This is a genomic window from Liquorilactobacillus vini DSM 20605, from assembly GCF_000255495.1.
GTDB lineage: Bacteria > Bacillota > Bacilli > Lactobacillales > Lactobacillaceae > Liquorilactobacillus > Liquorilactobacillus vini.
On sequence record NZ_AHYZ01000005.1, the window covers coordinates 1 to 7,523 of the forward strand.

7 protein-coding genes are annotated in these 7,523 nt (G+C 34.3%); 5 read left to right on the forward strand and 2 right to left on the reverse strand.

Annotated elements, in window-relative coordinates; all coding sequences use genetic code 11:
* The first annotated feature begins 269 nt into the window (after positions 1 to 269).
* The 5 genes from ON15_RS00040 (at position 270) to ON15_RS00060 (ending at position 6,047) form a co-directional block, all read left to right on the forward strand.
* Positions 270 to 1,631 carry a HAMP domain-containing sensor histidine kinase gene (locus tag ON15_RS00040; RefSeq protein WP_010579414.1) on the forward strand — a complete coding sequence of 454 codons (1,362 nt, stop codon included), beginning with the start codon at positions 270 to 272 and terminating at the stop codon, positions 1,629 to 1,631.
* 216 nt (positions 1,632 to 1,847) lie between these two features.
* On the forward strand, positions 1,848 to 2,465 hold the full coding sequence (locus tag ON15_RS00045) for a VTT domain-containing protein (protein ID WP_010579415.1): 618 nt from the start codon (positions 1,848 to 1,850) through the stop codon (positions 2,463 to 2,465).
* Positions 2,462 to 3,118: a phosphatase PAP2 family protein gene (locus tag ON15_RS00050; RefSeq protein ID WP_010579416.1), complete on the forward strand. Its 657-nt coding sequence runs from the start codon at positions 2,462 to 2,464 to the stop codon at positions 3,116 to 3,118. The genes ON15_RS00045 and ON15_RS00050 overlap by 4 nt, the downstream gene beginning before the upstream one ends.
* Positions 3,119 to 3,121: 3 nt before the next feature.
* Entirely contained in the window at positions 3,122 to 4,063 is a 942-nt protein-coding gene (locus tag ON15_RS00055) for a glycosyltransferase family 2 protein (RefSeq protein ID WP_010579417.1), read from the forward strand.
* Positions 4,064 to 4,367: 304 nt separating this feature from the next.
* On the forward strand, positions 4,368 to 6,047 hold the full coding sequence (locus tag ON15_RS00060) for a hypothetical protein (RefSeq protein WP_141567364.1): 1,680 nt from the start codon (positions 4,368 to 4,370) through the stop codon (positions 6,045 to 6,047).
* Between the two features lie 364 nt (positions 6,048 to 6,411).
* Here ON15_RS00060 and ON15_RS12105 read toward each other — a convergent pair whose 3' ends face one another.
* Entirely contained in the window at positions 6,412 to 7,035 is a 624-nt protein-coding gene (locus ON15_RS12105; RefSeq protein ID WP_010579419.1) for a linear amide C-N hydrolase, read from the reverse strand.
* Positions 7,036 to 7,045: 10 nt separating this feature from the next.
* Positions 7,046 to 7,435 (reverse strand): linear amide C-N hydrolase, encoded by a 390-nt coding sequence (locus ON15_RS12110; RefSeq protein ID WP_010579420.1) that lies wholly within the window; start codon positions 7,433 to 7,435, stop codon positions 7,046 to 7,048.
* Between the last annotated feature and the right edge of the window lie 88 nt (positions 7,436 to 7,523).

A 7,523-nucleotide genomic window follows, 5' to 3' on the forward strand; every position in this document is an offset into this window, starting at 1 on the left:
AACAAATACGGGTTTTAAAAAGCTCAAGAAAATAATTAGTTGATCATTCTCAGTTTCAAGCGAGCAAAGCCAAAATATTTTTATCAAAATCAAAGCGGAAGAAAAAGCTATCTGACAGTTAAAAGTGCAACTTGAATTTAAAGTCACAAAGTCATTAATACTCATTGAAAAAATTTATACCAGTAGCAAATAAAAAGTAGCTATATTTTTAAAGAATAATTTTCTTGGCCAGTTAAATTTTAATTTGAATTTAGGAGGGAGAAATAAGAATGAAATTTTTATTTGAATCAAACAAGACGAGCGCTGCAATTATGCTTAGAAGTTTTCTTTCATTACTCACAGCAGTTATTGTGATTTTTAGCTGCGTTATCATTTTAGCTATTGGACATCAACTATTAGAAACTAGCAGGCAGAGTTCCGCTAATATCATCACCAGCTTACAAAAAACAGTAATCGATGGAAATCATGATTGGCAACAATGGCGTTTTAACAGTACCTTGGATACTAGTACCAGCTATGTCCGTGTCCATAATACCCGTAAAGATGCTACGACTGAATATTACTACTCTCCTGGTACTAAAAAATTGTTAAAAATCAAGCCTTCTCGAATCATTTTCATTAGAGATCTTTATTATCAATCGAGAACCGGCTTTTTATTATTTAAAACAGGTAATGCTAAAGGAATAAAATATAATCTTTGGATTAGACTGAATTCCCAAATCGAAATTTTGGAACGTGTTATTATTATTACGGTTATAATCTTAATTTTAACATTGCTTACATTGCCACTTTATATCCACTTGATTGCTCAACGTCTAACTAATCCATTAGCAAAATTAACTAAATCATCCCAAAAAATATCGGCTAATAATTTTAAAGTCAACCAAAAATTGCCGGTTCCTTCTTCTCCCAGCGAAGTCAAACAATTAGCCAAAAGCTTCAATTACTTATTGGAAAATCTATACTATCAAAACAGCAAAGAAAAACTATTCGTTGTTAATGCGGCACACGAACTGCGAACACCAATTGCTACAATTCAAAGTCATATTCAGCTGATTCAAAGACATGGTCAAAACCATCCTGAAATTGTTTCTCGCTCTTTGCAATATATTTACAGTGAATCATCCCAAATGTCTGAGCTGATTAAAGAATTGTTAATTCTTTCAAAAGCTGATGATATGAAATTAGCTTTAAAAAAATTCAATTTGAGCCAATCACTAACTGAAATTGTTACCAAAATAAAGGGAGCCATTCAACAACCGATTAGCATTCAAATTCCTGCACAAATTTTCTTAAATGCCCATCAACAATCGGTTGAACAAATTGTAACGGATTTATTGTCTAATGCCAGCAAATATTCAGAAAAAAACGCACCTATAAAACTAGTTGTTGAACAAAAAGTACATCAAATTATTATTCGAATAATTGATCAAGGAATCGGCATACCGTCTCAAGAAAAAAGCCACATATTCGAACGATTTTATCGTTCCAGTAATGTTCGCGGCTCAATTGCCGGAACTGGTTTGGGTTTAGCAATTGCCAACCAGCTAGCTGCATTAAATCACGCCCAGATTCTTGTGACTGATAATCAACCACATGGTTCAATTTTTTCAATAATTTTCCACGCTTAATCTTTAAAAAATCTTAAAAGTCAGACAATTCTTAAAAAAGTTTATTTTAGCTCTCGGCTGATCGGTCATTTCAGCCAAGAGCTTTTTTATTCTGAGAATTTTTCAGTAAATGCTAAGTTTAAATTGCTTTTTTTAGAATACCGTTTTTTATAAAATTCTAGTGAATTTAAATTAAAAACACTTTTCTTATTTTTATAACACTGGAGGATTTTTCTTATGCTAATAAATCTTTTAACAGATATTCTAGCAAACCAACCAAGTTGGGTAATCTATTTAACATTTTGGATCATAATTTTTTGCGAAACGGGTTTGATATTTTTCCCATTTTTACCTGGTGATTCATTGCTTTTTTTAGGCGGCTCACTGATCGCATTGAACAATCTTGATTTTTTCTCCTTGATTAGCTTGCTATCATTGGCTGCAATTGCCGGTGATAGTCTAAATTTTAAAATCGGCCAGTATTTTGGAAATACATTGAAGAATCCGAATTGGCAGCGTTGGATCAAGCCACAAGACTTGAGGCGAACTAATAACTTTTATTATAAATACGGCAGAATGGCCATCTTTTTAGGTAGATTCATTCCTGTCATTCGAACAATTATCCCATTTACCGCTGGAATTGGGAAGATGAAATATCAAGATTTCATTTTATTCAACCTGCTTGGCGGCTTTAGCTGGGTCTTTTTAATTACTTCTGGTGGATTTCTTTTTGGAAATCTTCCATTTGTTAAATCACATTTTGAATTGCTCTTATTAGTGATCATTTTATTTTCATTATCTCCATTTTTGATTATTTATTTTCAAAAAAGTAAAGAAAAGAGCCGACAGAAATGATTTTATTGAAAAGAGATTTTCGCTGGTTGATTGCTGGAATCGTAGCTAGCTGTTTGTTCATTTGTCTGACTTTAATAGTTAAATTAAATACTCACTGGATCAGCAAGTTTGATATATCTTTCGAAAAAATAATTTTAGCAACAGGTGGAACAAATAGCGACCAATTATTTTCAATTATTGCCTTTTTTGGCAGTCCAATTGCTAATTTGCTGTTAACCATGATTCTTGCAATCAGTATCTGGGTGAAGCAAAAAAATATTTTTAATTTGCTTTGGATTATGTTCGTTCAAGTTGGCGGCGATGCTCTTGTTCTGCTTTTCAAAATTATTATTGCTCGCCCACGACCGCAAAATCAGGTAATCACTGATTATGGTTTTAGCTATCCAAGCGGTCATACTTTTAGTACAACAATTTTTATTTTTATTATTTTATTTATTATTGTTCCGCTTCTTGATGATCAAGAAACTCAGTTTGCAGTTTCTTTACTAGCCATTTTTTGGCTTGGATTAGTTGCTTTTAGCCGCCTTTATTTAAGAAATCATTTTCCCAGCGATGTCTTGGGCAGCTTTTTCCTAGCTATTAGCTGGTGGGAATTGATGAGAAGTTTTTATTTAACTCTGAAAGTGAATTTTTCAGAAAAGATGGGAGAGTAAAGTATGGAAAAATTAACAATTGTCGTACCGGCATTTAATGAAGAAGAAGTTTTGCCAACAACTATTCAGATATTATCAAAAATCGAAAATCAGCTGATTGAAAAAAAGTTGCTCGATCGAGCTTCAAATATTTTAATTGTTGATGATGGATCAGTTGATCGAACTTGGCAAATAATTGAGCAGGAGCACCAAATTCGAAAAAATATTGCTGGTATCAGATTCAGCCGCAATTTTGGTCATCAAAATGCCTTAGTTGCCGGAATGAAAGCCGCCAGCAAAACCGCTAAGCTAATTGTTACGATTGATGCCGACTTACAAGATGACCCTCATAAAATTGGTGATATGATTGATAAATTTTTTCAAGGTGCTGACATCGTTTTAGGTGTTCGTAATAATCGATCCGCTGACACTTGGTTCAAAAGATCCTCAGCCAACTGCTTTTACAAATTTTTGAACCTGATAGGTGTGAAATTAGTTCCGAATCACGCTGATTTTCGGCTAATGTCTCAACGTGCCGTCCAAACATTCTTGCAGTACCGAGAACGTAATTTATTTATTCGAGGAATCATTCCGCTGCTTGGATTTAAGACAGCTAAAGTTTTTTATAAAAGATCGCCGCGTTTGGCTGGAAAATCAAAATACCCGCTAAAAAAGATGCTAGCTTTTGCCTGGGATGGGATTACATCATTTTCAGTTGCTCCGGTCAGATTGATCTTGATTCTGGGTATTTTAGCTAGTTCATGGGGAATAGTCATGCTGTCATATTCTTTGATTACCAAATTTCTTGGATTGACTGTTCATGGCTGGTCTTCATTAATGATTTCGATTTGGATTTTAGGCGGGTTGCAAATGATCAGTTTAGGCATTATTGGAGAATATATCGGGAAAATAACCCTTGAGGTTAAACAGCGGCCACGCTACATTATTCAGACATATTTGAAATAGGAGGCTGACTATGAACTCTATCCAGCATAGACTTAGATTTTTTCCGATAACTTTGATTGGATGCTTAACAATTGGAATTTTCAGCAATCTTTTATGGAAAAGCTCATTACTCAACAGCGTTTTGCTTTTAATTATCATTTGGTTGATTTGGATAATCCTAACACCTTTATCAAAATTTTTTGATCGTTTATCCAGCACAAAAATATTATCTTTAGTAGTCGTTGCAACTTTGTTTATATTTTTGTTTCAGCTTATTATATTAAGTTATTTTCCAGTTTCTGTTTATCATGATCCTTACCGAGTCTTGACCCAAGCTGAACAATTAGCAACTGGCAATCACAGTTGGAATGAAAGCACCTATTTCTGGCGTTATCCCAATAATGTTGCCTTAACTTATTTTTTGTCTTGCTGGTTTCGCTTAACCTTTTTTTTCAAAGCTGATACAAATCTTTCTTTAAACATACTAAATCTTGGACTTTTAGATAGTTTTATTATCCTTCTTTTATCAACTCTTTGGAAAATAAGTCATAACAAAAGCTTAATGATCGGTACTCTAGCTTTTGTTGGTTTGAGCTCATTTGCTTATACGTATTTTTTGCAAATTTTTTATTCTGATTTGCCTGCTATGCTGGGGTTGCTAATCATTTTTCGAATTTTGCTTTTCTGGCAGTCAAAAACAAAAAAGCAAAAATATCTTTGCGGACTAATTTTATTTATAATTGTTCTTTTAACCCAAATTATCAAACCAAATACGATTGTTTTACTACCGGCGATTATTTTACTTATTATTTTATGGCAGTCCAAACATCTTTTAAAAAATTACCAAATGCTGATTCCCCTTGTACTGATCATTTTTGGCTTGATATCCGTTTTCCCAGCAAACGACATAATCCAGAAAATAACTGGTTTCCAATCTAATTCAGCTTATGAGCTACCGGTTTCTTCTTGGATTTTAACTGGTCAAACCAAAAATGGTATTTATGAACGCAGCATTATTTCTCAAGAATTAAAACTGCCAAACAAAGCCGTCCGCAACAAAATAAATCAAAAAAAGATTTTAACGATCCTCAAAAAATCCACTGCCAATGATTTATTAAAACGCTGGTTCCTTAAACTAAGTATTTTCTTAAATGTTTCTTCAATTTCCTCTTGGTACAATGGTGGTTTTCGGGCAGCTCCTGCTTGGTATCAAGCATATGCTTTAATCATACAGCAAATTGTTGATGACAGTTATCAAATTGCAGTAATTATTTTGAATCTTTTGCTGCTCAAACGATTAAGTAAATGGCAACCACAGCTAAAGCGGTGGTCGGATTCAATAGCTATTCTGCTTGTAATCACAACTCTGGGATTTATTGCTTTTCATACTCTGTTATGGGAAACTGAGTCTCGTTATGGGCAAATAATTATTCCGTTACTGCTATTGCAGTTAGGAATCTTTTCAGCTGGTAAAAATCAAATCCAGTCGCAAAAAAGCAGATCAAAAAGCGGGTTTCTTTTGACTATTGTAATGCTGACTTTATTTTTGGCTTTTTTACGTTTACCTAACAGTAGCTTGAAGCCAAAATCACTAGTTGTTGCAGCTCAGCGCAGTCAGATTTCTACTCAATATCAATTGCGGTCTGACTATATCAATAGCAAAAATATTATCAGTCAAAGAGTTGTTTTTAAGCATAAAGTTAATAAAATAAAAATCGCCATTCCAAAGAATTCACAATTAACCATTTATTTAGAAGCTTTGGATTCAGGAAAAAAAATTAAAATCAAAGCTAATGCTAATAATTTTTTTACACCGGGAAACTATAAATTAATTTTGAAAAATAATACTGGACGACCGCAAAAAATAACGATTAGTCACAATAAATTTTATCAGCTTGCTCCCTACCCACTGATAATCAACAAAAAAATTTTGGCTCATTCTTCTTTAGTTTATCAAGCCTTATGGATAAACCAAAAAATAGATAAAACACCTGAAGTACAATAGAAAAGTTAGACAAATTATTGTATTTTGAGTTAAGTTGTCATGGTTTTACGCCTTTGATTTTGATAACCAACCAGCTGTTGAGTACTGATCAGTTTGAAATAGCAATGGTCAATGACGAAATCTCTTGCGTTTTCCTTTTAGCGTTGATTTCAATGAATTCTTCTTGAATGTCGGGCGATTAAGTTTAATTTGACAAACATTTCCTGACCTCCTTTCGTTTTCAGCTTATCTGAATTTACTTGTAACAACCAGTTAATTCAACTAAATGGTCACTTTAAGCTGCTGAATGGTTTTTATTATAAAAAAAGCTCCCACCAAAATATAGCAGGAGTAAAATTAAATTTAATTTTCAGTCTTTCATAAATCAGGCATAAATATTTTCATGCGAAATCTCAAAATGTGCTTCCTGATCAAAGTCACTGAGCTTTTTGCGTGTCCAGCGATTTGTATCATAAGGCTTGATATAGAAGGTTCGCTCTGACAGATCATAACCGGACCAGTACTGAGTGCTGTCGCTGTCAGTCGATGTCTTAGTTACTTTTTCAACACCTTTTGGGACCATGACTGTCGTATATGTACTGAATAAAACATTGATCCCATCTTGGCTGTCAAAATCATCAATGAAGCGCGACAAAAAGGCAGCTCGAACAAAACGGGAAGTCGAAGTATAGTCACCTGGCAAGCCTAACAGACCAGATCCATAGCCAATTTGTTTCAATAAAACATCACTATTATTCAATGTTGGAGCTAAGGTCGGATTACCAACATTATAGCCTTGCAATTGAACATAATTACGCAAATTTGTGATCTGCCAATCATATTCTGGACTATTGGTCATTACTCCGATACTGGTATAAACCTTGAAGCGTCCATGATTGACCGGTTCAAGCACGATGCCGTCTCCTGAAGGATCAACAAAGGTATAATGTGAGGCGATCCGCTTCATTAAATCACTGTTTTTAGCTGGAGCAAAATCAACATCAGCCAATGCGAATTCCTTAATATATATGTGCTTTGATCTCGGCAACGGTCTTAAAATGGCTCAAGAAATAAGTAATTACCTCCTCGGCCATCAGTGGTTTCTGACCGGCTGCTTCGATTTCCGCTTGATCAGCCCAAGTGCATTCTTCCAACACATTAAGCTCACCAGCCAAGCCAGCATCATTGATTCCGTCAAGCATTGCCACCGAACCTTTGATACCGATTCCACCTACTGCATACTTGGCTTCCCAATCTTCTAATTGTCCATGCAGCTGAGTACCCTTAGGATAAATCGAGATTCGCGGTTTAAGCGGTGAATCATCATCATAAAAGTTTGGAAAAAAATCCAATGTCCGGCCGAAAAAGTAGTGACCGTCTTTTGATTTAATTGTAATTGAAGTACACATAGCAAAGCCTCCTTGATTAGAATTAAAGTAATTATAATCTTTTATTTATTTCTTAACAACCCTCAAAACTTTATAAAGTTACATCTGC